At 34.2% G+C, this 17,134-nt stretch carries 18 protein-coding genes and 1 pseudogene; 12 read left to right on the top strand and 7 right to left on the bottom strand.

Annotated elements, in window-relative coordinates; all coding sequences use genetic code 11:
* Positions 1-113: 113 nt before the first annotated feature.
* Positions 114-377 (top strand): annotated as a pseudogene (locus tag AC1VNJ_RS09285) (hypothetical protein).
* Positions 378-396: 19 nt separating this feature from the next.
* The gene (locus AC1VNJ_RS09280; protein WP_482640682.1) at positions 397-963 is read left to right on the top strand and encodes an SMI1/KNR4 family protein; all 567 of its coding nucleotides are present in this window, start codon (positions 397-399) and stop codon (positions 961-963) included.
* Positions 964-1,063: 100 nt separating this feature from the next.
* Here the strand turns inward: AC1VNJ_RS09280 and AC1VNJ_RS09275 are convergent, their stop codons facing one another.
* Positions 1,064-1,282: a hypothetical protein gene (locus tag AC1VNJ_RS09275; protein WP_482640681.1), complete on the bottom strand. Its 219-nt coding sequence runs from the start codon at positions 1,280-1,282 to the stop codon at positions 1,064-1,066.
* A gap of 908 nt (positions 1,283-2,190) precedes the next feature.
* On the opposite strand from AC1VNJ_RS09275, the gene AC1VNJ_RS09270 reads away from it, so the two are divergent.
* Positions 2,191-3,111 (top strand): CPBP family intramembrane glutamic endopeptidase, encoded by a 921-nt coding sequence (locus tag AC1VNJ_RS09270; protein WP_482640680.1) that lies wholly within the window; start codon positions 2,191-2,193, stop codon positions 3,109-3,111.
* A gap of 43 nt (positions 3,112-3,154) precedes the next feature.
* Positions 3,155-3,301: a hypothetical protein gene (locus AC1VNJ_RS09265; RefSeq protein ID WP_014458831.1), complete on the top strand. Its 147-nt coding sequence runs from the start codon at positions 3,155-3,157 to the stop codon at positions 3,299-3,301.
* 50 nt (positions 3,302-3,351) lie between these two features.
* Here the strand turns inward: AC1VNJ_RS09265 and AC1VNJ_RS09260 are convergent, their stop codons facing one another.
* Positions 3,352-4,065, bottom strand: a complete 714-nt coding sequence (locus AC1VNJ_RS09260) for a hypothetical protein (RefSeq protein WP_014458832.1) — start codon at positions 4,063-4,065, stop codon at positions 3,352-3,354.
* Positions 4,066-4,673: 608 nt separating this feature from the next.
* Here AC1VNJ_RS09260 and AC1VNJ_RS09255 point away from each other — a divergent pair.
* Both AC1VNJ_RS09255 and AC1VNJ_RS09250 read left to right on the top strand, forming a co-directional pair.
* Positions 4,674-5,057: a hypothetical protein gene (locus AC1VNJ_RS09255; RefSeq protein ID WP_034267427.1), complete on the top strand. Its 384-nt coding sequence runs from the start codon at positions 4,674-4,676 to the stop codon at positions 5,055-5,057.
* 196 nt (positions 5,058-5,253) lie between these two features.
* Positions 5,254-5,421 carry a hypothetical protein gene (locus AC1VNJ_RS09250; protein WP_176544752.1) on the top strand — a complete coding sequence of 56 codons (168 nt, stop codon included), beginning with the start codon at positions 5,254-5,256 and terminating at the stop codon, positions 5,419-5,421.
* A gap of 400 nt (positions 5,422-5,821) precedes the next feature.
* Here AC1VNJ_RS09250 and AC1VNJ_RS09245 read toward each other — a convergent pair whose 3' ends face one another.
* Entirely contained in the window at positions 5,822-6,013 is a 192-nt protein-coding gene (locus tag AC1VNJ_RS09245) for a hypothetical protein (RefSeq protein WP_028414873.1), read from the bottom strand.
* A gap of 425 nt (positions 6,014-6,438) precedes the next feature.
* Between AC1VNJ_RS09245 and AC1VNJ_RS09240 the strand changes: the two genes are divergently transcribed.
* The 3 genes from AC1VNJ_RS09240 to AC1VNJ_RS09230 all read left to right on the top strand — a co-directional run bounded on the left by AC1VNJ_RS09240 (position 6,439) and on the right by AC1VNJ_RS09230 (position 8,458).
* Positions 6,439-6,735, top strand: a complete 297-nt coding sequence (locus AC1VNJ_RS09240) for a hypothetical protein (RefSeq protein ID WP_258873850.1) — start codon at positions 6,439-6,441, stop codon at positions 6,733-6,735.
* A gap of 20 nt (positions 6,736-6,755) precedes the next feature.
* On the top strand, positions 6,756-7,175 hold the full coding sequence (locus AC1VNJ_RS09235) for a GNAT family N-acetyltransferase (RefSeq protein ID WP_482640679.1): 420 nt from the start codon (positions 6,756-6,758) through the stop codon (positions 7,173-7,175).
* An 80-nt stretch (positions 7,176-7,255) separates the two neighbouring features.
* Positions 7,256-8,458 carry an iron-containing alcohol dehydrogenase gene (locus AC1VNJ_RS09230; protein WP_482640678.1) on the top strand — a complete coding sequence of 401 codons (1,203 nt, stop codon included), beginning with the start codon at positions 7,256-7,258 and terminating at the stop codon, positions 8,456-8,458.
* A 79-nt stretch (positions 8,459-8,537) separates the two neighbouring features.
* On the opposite strand, the gene AC1VNJ_RS09225 is transcribed toward AC1VNJ_RS09230, so the two are convergent.
* From AC1VNJ_RS09225 to AC1VNJ_RS09210, 4 genes are all read right to left on the bottom strand, one after another.
* Positions 8,538-9,131, bottom strand: coding sequence for a hypothetical protein (locus AC1VNJ_RS09225; protein WP_098626268.1), 594 nt, complete (start codon positions 9,129-9,131; stop codon positions 8,538-8,540).
* Positions 9,132-9,230: 99 nt separating this feature from the next.
* The gene (locus tag AC1VNJ_RS09220; protein ID WP_482640677.1) at positions 9,231-9,662 is read right to left on the bottom strand and encodes a hypothetical protein; all 432 of its coding nucleotides are present in this window, start codon (positions 9,660-9,662) and stop codon (positions 9,231-9,233) included.
* A gap of 265 nt (positions 9,663-9,927) precedes the next feature.
* Positions 9,928-10,182, bottom strand: a complete 255-nt coding sequence (locus tag AC1VNJ_RS09215; RefSeq protein WP_098626278.1) for a hypothetical protein — start codon at positions 10,180-10,182, stop codon at positions 9,928-9,930.
* 672 nt (positions 10,183-10,854) lie between these two features.
* Positions 10,855-12,084, bottom strand: a complete 1,230-nt coding sequence (locus AC1VNJ_RS09210) for an oligosaccharide MFS transporter (protein WP_482640676.1) — start codon at positions 12,082-12,084, stop codon at positions 10,855-10,857.
* 390 nt (positions 12,085-12,474) lie between these two features.
* Here AC1VNJ_RS09210 and AC1VNJ_RS09205 point away from each other — a divergent pair, with 390 nt between their 5' ends.
* The 3 genes from AC1VNJ_RS09205 (at position 12,475) to AC1VNJ_RS09195 (ending at position 17,065) form a co-directional block, all read left to right on the top strand.
* Positions 12,475-13,467, top strand: a complete 993-nt coding sequence (locus AC1VNJ_RS09205) for a LacI family DNA-binding transcriptional regulator (RefSeq protein WP_115654626.1) — start codon at positions 12,475-12,477, stop codon at positions 13,465-13,467.
* Positions 13,468-13,786: 319 nt separating this feature from the next.
* Positions 13,787-15,496, top strand: coding sequence for a glycoside hydrolase family 13 protein (locus AC1VNJ_RS09200; protein WP_482640675.1), 1,710 nt, complete (start codon positions 13,787-13,789; stop codon positions 15,494-15,496).
* Positions 15,497-15,550: 54 nt separating this feature from the next.
* Positions 15,551-17,065, top strand: a complete 1,515-nt coding sequence (locus tag AC1VNJ_RS09195) for a glycoside hydrolase family 32 protein (protein ID WP_328173252.1) — start codon at positions 15,551-15,553, stop codon at positions 17,063-17,065.
* The last annotated feature ends 69 nt before the right edge of the window (positions 17,066-17,134 follow it).

Here is a 17,134-nt window from a genome sequence, read left to right as displayed (position 1 = left end):
AAGAAATTTATGGAACTGAACTATTCTAATAAACTACTCTAACCAGTTTTAATAATCTTTTATAGAGGATGGAAATATCTAAAATACATAAGGGTTAAAAGGGAGCGGTTAAAGTGAAACCGATCATTGTAGATGAGTTAATAAAGAAGTTTTCCTTACTTGATTCAAAAAAAGAGTATGTGGAATTAGCAGTTGATGTAAACGACATTTATGAAAGCAATAATAAACTTGATCGATTAATTAGAGAAACTCTTCGTTCTTCACTAAATCAAGAAAAGCTAATCCAATAATTAATTGAAATAGAGATAGAACTTGATCATATTCATTGGCATTATAAAAGCTTAAAAAAGGAATTAAAACAATTACTTAATACTTAAGTGGGAAGAAGGTGAAGTTTTGAAAAAAGAATTTTATCGAGGGGATAGTTTTTGGAGCGACGATAGTGAATATAAGCGTATAGATTATCCGATAAATGATGAAATCATAAAGCAGGCTGAAGCTATTTTAGATGTTAAGTTACCTAGTTCATTATTGGATTTATTGAAAATCAGAAATGGTGGAGGACTTAACTATCCATACTTTATGTTACCTGATGGAGATACTGACAGTATTCCTTACGGGCAAAGAGCAAGTGTTAGTGATATTAATCCTATACACTTTGAAAAGGAAGATATAAGCATCTTGTCTTCTAAAGAACTATTAAAAGAAGTTAGCCTCACTGGTGAATTTTTGGTGTTATGGACAGATTTTCACTATTGGGTCGTGTTGGATTATCGCAATAGATTGCAAAATCCTGCTGTTATGTATATCGCAGAAAACTTCTCAGCTTCCACATACGACACTACAGAATGGGAGTATATTAAAATAGCAGACACCTTCGATGATTTTTTAAAACAGCTATTTCGTATACCACCATCAGATCCAAAACAATTAAAAAATGGTTATAGCCTTGATACTGATTAAGCTAAATCAGTATCAAGGCTGTATATTTGATCATAAAAAAGGTTCCTATCTCTAAATGGATGGAACCTTTTTAAATACAATGAATTATTAAGGTGTATTCTTATAATAAAATGAATCCAGCTATTAATAAAACAGCACCAAGCATAATTCGGAATCCTGAAGATGACACTGGATCGGTTGCTATATCCGATGCTACTGCTAAAAAAACTAAAGCTTTTTTAGTTTTTTCTTTTGTATTTTTATCCCTTATAATTATAAAAATTCCGGAAACTAACAGATACAAACCAATTATTAAAGATAGTATAGGTATAAAAATCATTTTATTTTCACCTTCTTCTAAAGTGCTATAGCATGGTTTTTTTCTATGCTTTTTTGTTACGGTCTAAACTTCTGGACTGTAGCATTAGTACTTTGCACCACTAACTTATTCAACTATATTAAATCCACCTTTTTCGCCAGCCTCTTTGGTTCACCTTCATCATTATAGAATATACAACCAAAATTTCAATTAAAATCCAAAAATATTCTTATTTAATATTTAAATATTCCTGCTAGAAAACGTGTGCACTTTTGCATAATGCTTTGATTTATTTAGAGGCATCATATTAATCTAGCAATTTTATTTGCTTTACTAAACACTTCATATTGATTATCCTCTTTTTCTTAGTTATAATGTAATTGTTACATTTGTAATAATAATGTAATATATTTGTAACTTATATACATTTTTGCGATGTTAGATAGAATGGTAGCTAATTTTAAAAAATGAAAAGCTATTTATGGATAAGCCCTTAGCGATTGTGGAAGCAGCCGCGAGGGGAAAACTTTAGATAAAAAGGTGAGGACGATGTTGAAAAAAATATTTATTTTAGTTGTTCTAGGATATATATTCTTGAGTAGCAAGTATTTTCTTCAAAATTATGTGTATGCGGGCACGTATGAGCAGGATATAAAGGTTAACGATGACTTAGTGTCGAGTCTTCTTTTAGAAGAAGCTGTTTTTTGACGGCTTTTAAGGCGCTAAATTTTATATAAAGAGGTAATGGGTAGAGTTGTAATTTCTTAATGTTTTCAGTCTCTTCCCTTATCTTCAAAGGTAAAAAGCAGGCGGTAGTTAACATAATTGCAGGACTTCGGGTCCTAATAGATTTTTACATTGCCTAGACAACAACGAAGTAGAGAAGAACGATGTAGTTGAGAAGAGAAGGCTGAGGGAGTAAGAATAAAATGAAAAACTATTTAAATGTGGAAGAAGGAAAAAATAGCTGGAAGCGTTATGTAAGTACAACAATCCTTGCTTCTGTGTTTATGCTGTTAGGATCCATTATTTATATTATTGCTGAAATGATAATGGTTGCAGCTGATGAAAGTGGAAAATCATATGTTGATTTTGATAGCGGATTAGCTGTAGGAATCAATGCTAATCTTGATTTTCTGTTGTCTCATATTATGTACATATGCTGGATTTTTGGTTTATGGATCGGGATTCGTTTTATTCACAAACGAAAAATGAAATCATTAATCACTGCTAACAAACGTGTGAATTGGAAGAAAGTAATATGGTCTTTTGTAGCTTTTAGTCTGTTACTAATCGTTTCACAATTAATTGATGTCGTGTTTAACCACTCGGATTATTCATGGAATCATGTAAGTTTAAAAGAGTATGCCCTGTTAGTACTGATTACGCTTTTGTTAGTACCTATTCAAACAACAACGGAGGAGCTGTTTTTTAGAGGACTTCTTCTTCAATGGGTGGGTAAGAAAGTGAAGCGTCCAATTTTACTTGCTATTATTGTTGGGCTAATGTTTTCAATAGGTCATTTTGCTAATCCTGAAATGAATAAATCCATTATATTGGTGGGACTAGATTATATTGTAGCTGGTTTTGCTCTTACATATATCGCGATTAAAACAAAAAGCTTAGAAATTACCATTGGCGCACACGCAGCCAACAACATGTTTCTCGCTCTGTTCCTTACAACGAATGATTCTGTTTTCGGGTCTATACCGAGTTTGTTTAAGGTAGCTAACACTGAGCCAGGAGCTAACCTTATTTGGTCGATTGTTATGTTTAGTGTTTTCTATATCTTATGTAGAGGGAAGATAAAAAAGGAAGAAGCAGCTGACAAAGATCAGCTTATTGCTTAAATTGGCAGAACCAATACCTAAACAGGATAGGAGATGTAATAGAGTGAGTGGAAATCACGATGAAAATAAACCATTGACTCGTGCAGAAATGAAGCGAGGCCACTTAGCTACTCAACATCGTATTTTAAATGTGCTTATCGTTCTTGCATCGATTGCTGCAGTGTATCTAGTAATAAAAACCATACTTTAAAAGAGCAGCCTTTATGGCTGCTCTTTTTATTTTGTCCCAACACCTCGCAACTACCAATTGAAAAAAGCTTTTAACGAAATCATTGTAGCGGCGTAGACAAGAGATGAGATTAAAAAGGTAGGCAAATGCGCATGTTTTTCAAAAGGGAGCTCTTTACTGATGACGTTAAATAACATTGCACCTGAACTAAAAGCAATCATCGACTCAATAAGCAGTCCTGATGAGGGGCCAAAGACGCCCAAAATTGACCCAAGAAAAGTTGCTCCGGCCAGCATATAGCGACCTCTAGTTTTGTGTAAGCGCGGATGTTTTTTTCCTAGATGGTAAGACCATCCGATAAAATGAAGGCTGATAGCCAGTCCGTAGAATACTGATTCAACTCGCTTAACATCGGTTGAAAACACGACATAAGAAATGATAAAAGAATAAATCATAAAAAAACTAGCCTGTACCATATAAACGGTCAGTTCCGTTAGGTGTGTGGCTGCTTTTGTCTGAGCAAATGAATACACCGAAAAATAGACGAGTAAGCCGAGAAGACCAAGAAAATATAGTTCAGTATCAAGGGCTAGCGATCCTCCAAACTCTTCTTGTTTCTTATGAAGCGTCGGTAAGATATAAATAAATACATAAGCAATAGCTACACCGCCTGATAATGAGAGCAGCTTTTGCTCCCCGATTGGAGAACGTTCGACAATCGTTAATGCGTATAGTTGAATGAGGATAAAAACAATACCTATGATAATTGATTCAATTGTAACCATGATGGTCTCCTTTTAAGGTTCACTTTTAGGGTTTAATTCCCTTTAATAGAAGAAGAGAAACCATGATTTAGATGGAAACATTGCTGAATTATAGGTAGATGTTCGTAACCGTCAGACTTTTAAGAATGGTGTTAGTTTATAGTATATACATATTTTACTTACTTATTATTAGCTAGAGAAAGGGTATTTATTATAAAGGAAAGCTGTTGAGTTCGTGGGTGAAGGCATATTCATTCTGTATTTTGGTATAGCTAGAACGTTTAAATGGCCGCCCTGAAGGTTTCCTTTAAGAGAACACTTTCCTATTCCTTTTATTTATTATGTTAACTAAGAAACAACATTATGATATAAAATATAGAAAAAATGTTATTATATAGATATTGTTCTGAAAATAAAATGATGTATGGGGGATATCAGCTAATATGTTTTTTGTCATTATAGGATTTATAGCCGTCTTTATCACTTTATGTTCGTTAGAAGCTAAGCTAAGAACGATAGTGAAACAAAATGATAGATTAATTAAATTACTTGAAAAAAAGAACAGATACTAACAAAAAATCACCTAATAGTATATTGGGGTGATTTTTTACCGTGTAGGAGGATTTAAATTGAAAAGGAAGTTTTTGTTTTTAGGACTTATATCTATTTTTTTATTAGTATTGGGTAGCTGTGGTACCAAAGAAGAAAGTGTGCGTTTCGAAGGTGAAGGAGATCATTGGAAAGCTTTATATCTTTTAAATAAAGGAGAGAATACTGAAAATGGGCAAGGCAGTATCATCTATAAAGGAAAAGACAAGGAGAAAGTAGGAAAAGTTTCTTATGTTGTTGAAGGGGAAACAAGCAAATTATCAGGTACGGATGACGAGACAGAAGGGAAAATTAATTTAAATGGAAGCTGCAGCGGGTGTTCGACTCAAAGCAGCAACGCTCCTTATCACGTGACAATAAAATGGAATGGGAAAGAAGATAAATTTGATTTAAAATCAAAGTAGAACGATAAAACGTTGTATGTATATGAAACTAAAAATCCGGCCACGTTAATAACATATTTTCCCTATTTTAATCAAGTTAAAAATCCTTTGCCTACATCAGGGAAGGATTTTTTTAAAAAATTTTGAATTTATTGGTTGTTAATCTGAATAAAGGGGAATTACATCTATTAAGAGCATACAAAGGGGATAAATAGTAGTGACAAATTATAGGTACTATACGGGATCCCTGTTCGTCAGGGAATTAGAACGTTTAAAAGAAGAATATATTCAACTTGATCTCGATGATATGAAAAGAATGGTTGAAGAAGATATTTTACTGTTGGAAAAAGCGGTGAATATGTTGTCTGTGAATACCGTTCCTTAAGTTAAGCAACTTAATCAAGATGCAATAAAGCATTATTTAACGACTACTGTTCATTCAATTTTAAAAAATGCTACCTCTTGTAACTGGGAAGAGGTGGTCTTTTTCAATTTCTAGACTGGATAGGGCATACGAAACAAAAAAAGCGTTTGAAAGAAATTTTATAACATTTCCTAGTTTCTAACAAATGTTGCCCAAACAAAAAAAGGACATTTCTTCTATGCCCTGTTCCCTCATATCAGCCCCGCCTACGCTAAATACTATGACAGCCACTCATGCCATCCAACCTATACTTAGTATAAATGAAAACGTTTACAAAGTAAAGATATTAATGAAATATTCTGTCTATTTTTATATTAAACGTATCTATTTCGAATAATATCAAATATAATAGATGAAATTTTTAATGTCTAGAGATTAGCTCACTCATTAATCTGTTTAAAGCAATGTGTAATATATCATGTTCTGTATACTCTTGTTCAAAGGCTAGACTTCTTTTTTCTTTTTTCCTCAACAACTTTCGAATTTCCTCACATAAGTAAAGTTGAGAATCCAAAAGCTTTATTTCTTTTCTATCTTTTGTTTGTTTAGACATAAAATCAACTCCTTTATGACTCTTTAAGAAACTATTCTATCTTAAAAAGTAAAAATCCTTCTTCTATTACATCGGAATAATGCAATAGGGTTTATCAGAAGGAACAACCTTAGATTAGAGAAAAATTGATCCTGTTTTTTGAGAAACAATGTGTCAACAACGCTATAAAAGGATTCTTTTTCTATTTAAATATTTCTTAAGGTGCAAATCCTTAAAAAAATTTCCTTTAATTATAATTAATGGTAAAATAATCAATATAAAAGTAGGTTAAATCTAAGATAACAGGTGCCAACCTAATAATTATTTCGAACAGAAAGTTTAATGCTTTTACGAGTTATAAGATCTACCGCATTATAAAATGTCATTGAAAGAAGGGCGATAAGTTGAAAAAAACCGTGATGATCACTGTTACAGGAATTTTACTAATGGGAGCGGTAATTTTCTATTTTGTTACATTCTTTGCCTATATCCCATCTGATAAATTTTCCAGTTTCCCTGTCCCTAAAAATGCAAAGTTAGTAAAAGGAAAAGAACGTGTAAACATATATGATTGGTCTAAAGCTTCTGAAGAAAATGGCATCCCGTTAGGATATAAATTAGTGATTAAATCAAAAGGGTGGAAGGAAAGGGACCGAGAAGGGGCCTCGACTTATTATGAAAAAGGAAATCAGAGAATTGATTTAATATCTCAAACCGATGAATTAACCCTCATAAATGGTTAAATGATGAACGGGCAATACGAATGATAGGCAGAACACCTTTAACTTATGAAGAGGTGGTACAAGAAGTAGAAAACAAAAGAATGAACAACGATTTAATTTTAGGAATTGAAAGCGATGAAAAAGAATTAGTTGGGTGGATATTTCTGAAGGATATAGACCATGGACATGGAAGAGCTAGTATAGGAATTCTCCTATCTTCAGAATCTAGAGGTCACGGATATGGTCGAATGGCTATGGAGCAAATGATTGATTTAGGGTTTAAACAGCTCCGTCTAAATAAAATCTATTTAACCACAAGAGGAATAAACGAACAAGCAATTGCACTATATGAAAAGATTGGTTTTATTATCGAAGGGAAATTAAGAAACCATGCCTATGTGGATGGGAAGTACGTAGATACATATTTTATGGGTATATTAGCTTCAGAATGGAACAAGTAAGCTTACCGGCCATGATGAAATTTTTAAAAATAGTGCTTCTTAAGGTATGTATTTGATTTTAGACAACGGGAGGGGTATAAATGAAATCTTATAACTATTTTTGTTCTACTCGAATTGAGGTAGGAATGGGCAAAGCTAGAGAATTACCAGAAATGCTGACATCTTTAAATATTGGTTCATCAATTTTAGTCGTGAGTGACCCTGGTGTGGTTCGTGCAGGATTAGTTTCACCAATTGTAACTGCCTTGGAGGCTTCTGGTTACCGAGTGCTGGTATTTGATTCAATTGAACAAAACCCTCGAGATACGAACTGCTTGGAAGGTGCAAAATTATTTTGTGACTTTGGTGCAGATGCAGTTGTTGCCATTGGTGGCGGAAGTGCAATGGACACAGGAAAAGCTATTGCACTGTGCGGTCCAAACGGCGGAGAACCATCTGACTATGCAGACGGCCGACTCCTGTATTCAAACATTGCACCAGTTATTTGTATTCCAACTACTTCAGGCACAGGGTCAGAGGTTACTCGTTCTGCCGTAATTACGGAAGCATCTACACATCGAAAAATGACCCTCAAACATAGTTCATTAAGACCTGTCTTGGCGATTCTTGATGCTGAACTAACATTAAGTCTTCCTCCTTCTGTTACGGCTGCGACTGGCATTGATGCACTCGTTCATGCGATTGAAGGCTATACGTGTAAAGTAACAAATCCTATTTCACAAGCGCTTGGGGCTCAAGCAATGAGAACGATTGTTTCAGCACTGCCTATCGTTTTCCGCGATGGTAAAAATGAAGCGGCTCGTCAAGATATGCTGGAAGGAAGTCTCTTAGCTGGCCTTTGTTTTGGATCTGCAGATGTTGCCTCGGTACACTGCTTAGCAGAAGCGCTTGGAGGACTTTATGATACCCCGCATGGAGTTGCTAACGCAGTATTTTTACCATACGTATTACGATTTAATTCTATGGAGAATAAGCAGCTGCATGCTACATTAGCAAGGTATATGAGTTTTGCCAAAGATTCAGATTCAGATGAAATAGCTGTTGAAAAATTAATTCAAGGAATTATAGAATTAACAGAATCATTAAATATTCCTAAATTAAAAGAGCTAGAGGGTGTAAAGAAAGAAGACTTTCCGAGCATTGTAAAGTTGGCTATGCAAAACAACTCAACGCCAAGTAACGTCCGCTTAATTACCGAGGCTGATTATATGCAAATTCTTGAACAAGCTTACTTTGACCGTGTAGATAAAAAACGGCATTCTGAAGTAGAGAGCTTGAATTAAAGAATGAAAATTAAAAACCGGCCCCAATTGTCAGACAGTGCCTAACGATTTGGGGCCAGTTTTTAAGTAGTATCTATTTTTAATAAGAAGATACATAATACCAGTTCTTATGTACTTTTTCTATCTGTTTAAAATCTCCGTCAAAATCGCTTTTTGAAGGTTTATGATCGTTTGGGTCATATACAAATCCTGAGAAGTTGTCTAGCATCCCGCGGTACGTAAAGAAAAGAATTGATGTCGACTTTCCTTTTGTTTCTACTTCAATGTCGCCTCCGCCTTTAGACAATTGAGTATACTCTTTTGGCAATTGAATAAGTGATGGACTATCGGGTACGTTAGGTTTAATCACGCCATTTTCTATTTTAGCCGCAGCTTCTTCTCTCTTCTCTTGATGGATTTTAAAGTTCAAATCTAAGTTGACTTGAGTAAAGGGAAAGAAGAACCATAATATAATAGTAATGAGCTGAATAACAAGCGGCTGCCACTTTCTATTTTTAAAAAGATGAATCAATGCCCATACAGTTATGATGATAAAGAAGGCATATACAAATAACCAAACAGGCAACATTAAAAATTCCGTTATCATATCAACCAGATCCCACTGGAATAACGATACCAGAATAACTAACAAACTACTAACTAACGACAAAAGCAACAATCGACTACGTTTCACACATTTTCCTCTTTCTGAAATTATTCTTTTTTATAATATATATGAAAATCCTTCTGTATCATAATGTACGTTTGCGTTAGAAGCAAAAGCAAACCTTAATTAAATTTTCTTTCTGTTAAAAACCTTATTTATAAGTAGCAAAACATGATAAAAAGTATTAGATGCAAAAATACCCAGGGCAAAAAAATAAAATAACAATTGATAATCTAACTGAATTCCTTCAAACAGAAAGTAAAATGCTAAACCAGGAACTATTCCTGCTAACGAGTACATTAATAGCTTAGAAAAGTACATTTTTCTTGTCTGCATGTTATGTGCTAGCATATCAATTAGATAGGAACAAATAATTCCAACAACTATATAAACGGGTAAAGTATACATGAATGTAAATACGAATGTATCTGTAAAGCTGAAGTAATAAATATTAGGTTCTTTTTCACTTTCAGGTGTTAAGCTGATTATCCCATAGACAGCACCAAAAATAGCAGTAGATAAAAGGGATGTAACAACTAGTTTTATAAAGCGACTCAAGGCAGTTCTCCTTTAATTTTATACTTAGTTCAGCTTTTTATCTTTTCTAGTCTTCTTGTTTGCTTAAAATGAATTTTAGTAGAGGTAAATCACTAATGCTAAATAAATCTGTGGGCTAGCTTGACCCACCCCAAGTAGGAGATTCCTAAAATAAAAGCCCAAAGAAATGCTACACGAATATTTCTAGGTATAGAAATCCATAGCTTTAACATGTTCCAAAGTAAGTGATCTTTATTCGATTTTTTCATAGTTCGTAGATCCTTTCTTAACTAAGGCGTTCTTCCTTAAGAAGCTCATCTAATCTCTGACGGAATAATCTTATTTCATTAGTATCATTCAGCAGATACTCTACATCAAAGCTAGCTATAAATTCTTTAACCCGATTGTTATAGATAATTTCTGTTCCATAAGCAGCTCTAAACCATTTTTGCTTACGTAATAGACTAAGTTTCTTTTTAGCAGCCATTGTTTCCTTGGAAGGCAAAAACGGTAGTGTTCCTCCAAATAAATCTTCTATCAACAAAATCACCTCTTATACAGTTAAAGGTAATTATATCATTGATTACCATAAGTGGAGTTCTTTTTTAATTAACTATCATATGAATTCCTTAAAATGTAGTATGTACAGCAACGACATAATAAAATTCTTGTTTTTTCACACATTGTTTACGTATATACTTTACTAGAAGGGGATTCTTTCTATCTAAAATTGTATGACAACCTTTCAATTAATATGCTATAGTTATTTATAGACCTAATCTTTCTTAAACTTTTGCAATGCTTAAAATTCGAAAAAGCCATCTCACTTTTTAATATCAAAAGAATGAGGTGGCTTTTTATTTTATTTTATGATGTAGTTTATTCCTCTTCAGGAATCTTAATTAAAATAGTGATAGCAACTGTTGTCAGAAATATAACCCCTAAAATGATCAATAGATTTGTACTCATATGTCCCATCTGCCCTTCTGCTATAATCCCTATAATTTCATTGTAACAAAGGAAATGAGTTAATAGAATAAAAAAATGAAAGCGTTTTATTTTTTGTTTTTATCCATGAACTCTTTTGAAAAGATATATACTTTAGTTCCATATATTATTAATAGAAGAAACTCATCAAAAAGAAGCCCTTGCTACAATTAGCAAGGGCTTTCAAAATTACGAGAATCACATTTAATAAATATTTTTCCTTGTTCTAAGCAGTAAGCTTTGAATCATTATTATCTTTAGATGCTTGATTGTTGTTTCTTAAAAGAAATGCACCAAATAGAGTAAAGACAGTCACGATAACTCCCATGATTAAGTATGTGTGACGAAAGCCAATGGAATCGTATAGGTTTCCTACAATAGGGGAGAGTATAACCGCTCCTAGTTGCATTGCGAATTGGTATCCAACTAAATATAAGATGGAAGAGAATTTCGTATCAAAATATGTAGCCAGATATTTAAATACAGAAACGATGATAATGGCAAACTCTGGTGCGTTAAGAAGCTTGATAAAGGAAATGCTGTATGGATCGGATACTAGCCCTGAACCTACTACGCGTAAAATCATAATGATTCCCGCTAAAATTAAACCGCCTTTAGGACCTACTTTGCGCACAATGAATGGAGCAACTAATAACATCCCGGATTCTAAAAAGACTTGACCTGCATTCAAGTAACCAAAGATTTGATTTCCTAATTGTTCTGTTGGGAACAGGGAGGCATAATATACAGGAAATTGCTGGTCAAAAACATTATAAATGCAGCCAGTCCCGAGCATAAAAATCATAAAAATCCAGAAGTCTTTTCGTTTAAATAAGCTACCTAAATCTTGAATAGAAAGGGACTTTGCTTTCTTTTCTTCAATAGTAGATACTTCTACTTTTGTAAGGAAAATAACAAGTAATAAGATAACGCCTGATCCCGATGCAATCCAAAAGTTGATATCAGGGTTAATATTAAGCATTCGTCCTCCAATAGCAGCAGCAACGGCAGCTCCTATTGATCCCCAAAGTCTTGCACGACCGAATTCAAACGCATACTTTCTGCCAACTTTTTCGATATATGACTCGATGACTGAGATTCCAGCTAAAAAGGTGATGGCAAGATAAGCTCCGCCTGTCAGAGCTCCTACCCAAAAATTCCAGTTTAAAAGAGGTTGATAGATGAAAATTAGAAACGGTCCAGATAAAATAACTAAAATTGAAATGAAGTATAATAAATTCTTTCGTAACCCCAATTTATCAGAGATATATCCATAAAGAGGTTGAAAAAGCATAGTAAAGACAGCGTTTACAGAAAAAACAATACCTGTTTCTGCTCCGGAAAGGTTAAGGCTTTGTCCCAACCAGATAGCAAAAAAAGTAAAAATAGAGGCAATAGATAAGAAGAATAAGAAAAAGAAACTGCTTAGTTTCCAATAAAGTTTATTGTTTTCCATATTTAAATCCCCTTTGCTGTTTATGTATCTAAATATTATTTAGAAAGCGTTTTCGATTGATTGTATTATATATGGTACCGATTTCATATGTCAACAAGAAAATAATTAACAAAAATACCTTCAAAAAAAGGTTTGTTTAAGTGTAATGTGTTTTTTTAATATGGTATTGGTTTCTTACATATAAAATAAACAATTTGATATGTACTGATTTATTAATCATGAAACATTTTATATAAAAAGGGCTGTTTCAAAGACCTATAGGGATTCTACTGTATTCTTATTGAACAGATGGTATAGAGTTGCAAACGAATTCATTCATTGCATTTTGCCTCTTTTTTAACGTAAAATAAGTATGAAACTGATTTCAGTTAGTGATGGAGTGATAAACACATGCCTACAATATACGACGTAGCCAAATTATCGGGGTTATCAAAAACAACGGTTTCCCGTGTTATAAACAATCATTCGTATGTTTCAGAAGAGAAAAAAAATCGTGTGCTAAAAGCAATGAAAGAGCTTAATTATACGCCAAATCCTTCGGCAAGAAAGTTAAGAGGACAGGTAACGACTACAATTGGTGTTATTGTACCAAAGATTATAAATCCATTTTTCTCTTATTTAGTCGATTCAATTGAACAAGTTGCTTATAAAAAGGGCTATCATGTATTAATCTTTCAAAGTAATGAAGATAAAGAGAAAGAATTAGCATTTTTAAATTTACTGAAAACAAAGCAAGTTGACGGAATTATTATGACGTCCATTGAAAATGACTGGAGTCTCATAGAGCCGTTTACTGAGTATGGTCCTATTTTGTTGTGCAACGAATATGTAAACAACGCAAATGTTCCAATCGTTCGATTAAATCAATATAAGGGTGCGTATATAGGCGTAAAGCATTTACTTGAAAAGGGACACCGGAAAATCGGGTACTGTACAGGTGGATTGTTCGCTGAGGAAGGTAAGGACAAGGACCGTAACCAAGGTTATCAAAAAGCACTTCAAGAGGCAGGAATTCAGCCGGATCCAAAATGGATTTTTGTTAATCAACATAGTATTGAAGACGGAAAACAAGTAGTTAAAAAAATCCTGTCAATGGAGGATCGCCCAACGGCTATATTTACAGGAAGTGATGAAATTGCTGGAGGAATGATGATCGAAGCCAAAGAGTCTGGTCTAAGTATACCTAATGATTTGGCAATTATTGGCTTTGATGACCAACCTCTTGCACAAATGTTAGATCCAAAGCTAACAACTATACGACAACCGATTGATCAAATGGGGATTAAAGCAATGGAAATCCTGATCGATATGCTGAATGATTCTGAATCGACAGTAGAAACGTTTGAACTCCCAATCGAGCTAGTTGTTCGAAGCTCAACGTGATAGGAGATAACAGATGAAGGTGAGAGCTAAATCTATTAGTTCTCACCTTTTTTGAAAAATTTTCAGAAAAGTAATTGAAACCGTTCCCATAATATAATACAATAAATTTACCTTAAAGCAGAAGACAGTTCCTCTACATTCAGCTATTTATCGCATACTAGAACAAAGAGTTTGAGGTAAGTATAGAAGCGTGAGGTATAAAGGGTTATATCAGATTTTTTAATAACATAAATTTTTTTAATCACATATGGTATCGATACCATAAAAACAGAAGAATATATACATCATTTTAATATAAATACACAGGAGCTGATAAGAAATGGTTCAACTAAGCGAAAGAAAGAATCCAGAAAGCGCTGTAACGATGAATAAACAGTGGTGGAAAGAAGCAGTTGTATATCAAATTTATCCGAAAAGTTTTTACGATTCGAATGGTGACGGAATTGGCGACTTAAAAGGAGTTATTCAAAAATTAGATTACTTAAAAGAGTTAGGTATCGACGTTATTTGGCTAAGTCCAGTTTATCAATCTCCAATGGATGATAACGGATATGACATCTCTGATTATCAAGCCATTGCAGAAGAATTTGGCTCTATGGAAGATATGGATCTACTGATTGATGAAGCCAAAAAAAGAAATATAAAGATTATTATGGACCTAGTCGTTAACCATACTTCGGATGAACATGAGTGGTTCCTAGAATCAAAAAGTGATGTAAATCATCCGAAAAGAGATTGGTATATTTGGAAAGATGGAAAAGAAGACGGAAACCCTCCTAATAATTGGGAATCTATTTTTGGCGGTTCATGTTGGGAGTATGATGAACAAACAGAACAGTATTATCTTCATGCATTTTCTAAAAAGCAGCCTGATCTTAATTGGGAAAACCCTGATCTTCGAAATGCCGTCTATAAAATGGTCACATGGTGGTTAGAAAAAGGAATTAGCGGCTTTCGAGTAGATGCCATTACATTTATAAAAAAACGACAGGATTTTGCTAATTCGGATGGTGAAATGAATGTAATTGAAACAAATCAAGAAGGCATTCATGAATTTTTAAGTGAACTAAGTAAAGAAGCTTTTGCTTCACATGATATCTTAACTGTGGCGGAAGCTCCTGGAGTATCACACAAAGAACTGCCTATTTACGCGGGAGAAGAAGGACATTTTAGTATGCTTTTTGAATTCGATCATGTTGATTTAGACGTAGGAAAAAAAGGAAAATGGTATGAACCGCATAAGTGGAATCTGCTTGATTTCAAAAGAGCCATTTCTGATAGTCAAACATTCTATAACAATACGGGGTGGGGAGCACTTTATTTAGAAAACCATGACCAGCCTCGTTCTTTAAACAAATTTATTAAACCCGAAGATATAGGACCTACGTCAGCAAAAATGTTAGCTACGGTCTATTTTTTACTAAAAGGCACACCATTCATCTATCAAGGACAAGAAATCGGAATGACAAATGTAGAGTATCCGTCGATTGAGCATTACAATGACTTAGCTTCAATTGATCAATATCACTCTGCGCTGAAAGAAGGATTCTCAAAAGAAGAAGCATTAGCAGCAATTTGGAGACGCAGCCGTGATAATTCCCGAACACCTATGCAGTGGAATCATTCTCAATATGCAGGGTTTAGCCAAGGCACACCGTGGCTAGAGATAAATGCTAATTACTCTTCTATTAACGTTGAGAATGCTTTAAAAGATGATAATTCTTTATTTTATTTCTATAAAAATTTAATTAAATTAAGAAAAAGCAGTCCATATTCAGAGATTATTGCTTTTGGTAAATACGAAGATTTGTTTGAAGATAGTCTACAAATCATGGCTTACGCAAGGGAGTTTAATAATAAAAAAATAGCGGTAATCGCTAACTTTGGTCATAAAGAAGTAGCTTTAAACTTAGATTTTACTATGAAAGAAGTTATTTTATCGAACTACGATCATTTGGAATTACACCCAAATCAACTAAAATTGCGACCTTACGAATCCATTGTTTGTGAGATTGATTCATCGTTTTAATCTCTTTTTATCACACGTAACTCATTCACGTAGAGAAAGGCAGGGAGAAATCGGTTGAAAACATTAAAAAATCAACATCAAGAAAAAATCTCAAAGGCAATGAAGAGTGTGTTAAACGAGCAGGAGGCTGTTAATCAGAATTATTGGCGATTACAATACCATGTGTCTACACCGGCATATTGGATGAATGACCCAAACGGATTTTGCTTTTACAAAGGTGAGTATCATTTATTCTATCAGCATCATCCATACTCTCCCGAGTGGGGGCCAATGTTTTGGGGGCATATAAAAAGTAGAGATCTCACTCATTGGGAACATCTCCCTATTGCTCTTGCTCCGAGTGAAGAATATGACCAAGATGGATGCTTTTCAGGAAGTGCAGTTGAAAAAGATGGAAAGCTTTATGCCATGTATACAGGGAATGTGTGGACGGGAGCTAACTATGATACGGATTTACGACAAGTTCAGTGTCTTGCTGTAAGCGAAGACGGCGTTCATTTTAATAAAGCAGCTCAAAACCCAGTTATTGATTCAGTGCCTGAAGGGAATATTCACCCTGATCATTTTAGAGATCCAAAAGTATGGAAGAAAGATGACTATTATTATTGTGTTCTTGGGTCACGCACGAAGGATCATGAGGGCCAAGTTCTTTTGTATCGTTCAAGAGATCTAATGGATTGGGAGTTTATAAATATAATGGCCAAAAGCCAAGGGAATCTTGGTTTTATGTGGGAATGTCCAGATTTTTTTAGTCTCGGCGGACAGGACGTGCTTGTCATGTCGCCTCAAGGAGTAAAACCAGAAGGGGATCTCTATCATAACTTACATCAAGCTGGATATGTAAAAGGGAAATTAGACTATCAAACGGGGCTGCTTCAACATGAGGATTTTCAACTTTTAGACTACGGGTTTGACTTTTATGCTCCTCAAACAACAGAAGATGAACACGGCAGACGAATTATGATAGCGTGGATGGCTATGTGGGAAAGCTGCATGCCTGAACAAAAATACAATTGGACAGGAGCAATGACTATTCCGCGTGAGCTTTCTATTAAACAAGGGAACATAATTAGTAAACCAATTCCAGAGCTTAAGCAGCTTCGTCAACATCACGTGCAGTATAAAAATATTATCGTTAGTGGAGAACAAGAACTTGCAGGTATTTCAGGTGATTGTTACGAACTTGAAGTGAAAATTAACGCAAAAGCCGCTTCAAAGTTCGGAGTGAAATTGCGAACAGATAACGAAACTCACCAAGAAACGCTTTTAACCTATGATAGATTAGAAAGTTTGTTTATCTTTAATCGCAATAACTCAGGTGAAGGTGATGGAGGAGTAAGAAAAGCACCTGTTGGATTAAATGATAACCACCTGCATCTTCATCTCTTTGTCGATAAATCGTCCATTGAAGTTTTTATTAATGAAGGCGAGAAAGTGATGACGAGCAGAATCTACCCTGTAGAAAATGCAAAAGGTATTTGTTTCTTTGCTGATCAAGAAATTGAATTGATTACCTTAAGTAAATGGAACTTAAGTAAGGGTGTTTCCCCGCTGATGTTTAAAGGGTAATTAGATTCACTTGAAGAACAGGCTTCCTAGAGAGGTGCTGTTCTTTTTTATAGAGTCAAAACTCCAATT

Source organism: Priestia sp. 3CA3 (assembly GCF_056836725.1).
The sequence above is the reverse complement of the archived record's forward strand: the minus strand, read 5'-3'. Positions and strand labels throughout refer to the sequence as shown.